We start from the raw sequence: 388 nt of genomic DNA, 5'->3' as shown, positions 1-388 counted from the left end.
CTTTGCAGGCATCCAGTTTATCCCCGGACAGCGTGGTGATTTTTACCGGTTTGACTGGCAGGTTATCACCTCCTGCGCTGTTCTGAAGCCAGATACGGACTTTACCCTCTGGTGCCAGCCCTAACAGTAATGTGTCATACCAGGCCATATTACCTCTTCTGTCCCTGCCGGTTGGCACCGACATTTTTCCCCGAAGGGCCGGTGAGAAGGTGATGCGCGTCTCGTAGGTCTTTTTATCGATAACCGAATCCCAGCAGAACAGCATCAGCGCCGGTGGATGCCGGGCTTTATTAAACTGAGCATGCATCCTGACCCGGTTATTCCATATCTGAGTTGTATCCGGATCCCCTGGAGTGCTGTCCAGCGTTCTGTAAGTGGATACAACTTT

The 388-nt window shown here is 52.1% G+C and carries 1 protein-coding gene; it reads right to left on the bottom strand.

The features are described 5' to 3' along the window. Positions 1–388 (bottom strand): DUF2931 family protein (locus NR201_RS22515; protein ID WP_306278221.1); only part of this gene is annotated, 388 nt, incomplete at both ends.

The organism is Pantoea sp. Fr-CA_6 (assembly GCF_024520895.1).
Classification (GTDB): domain Bacteria; phylum Pseudomonadota; class Gammaproteobacteria; order Enterobacterales; family Enterobacteriaceae; genus Pantoea; species Pantoea agglomerans.
The sequence above is the reverse complement of the archived record's forward strand: the minus strand, read 5'-3'. Positions and strand labels throughout refer to the sequence as shown.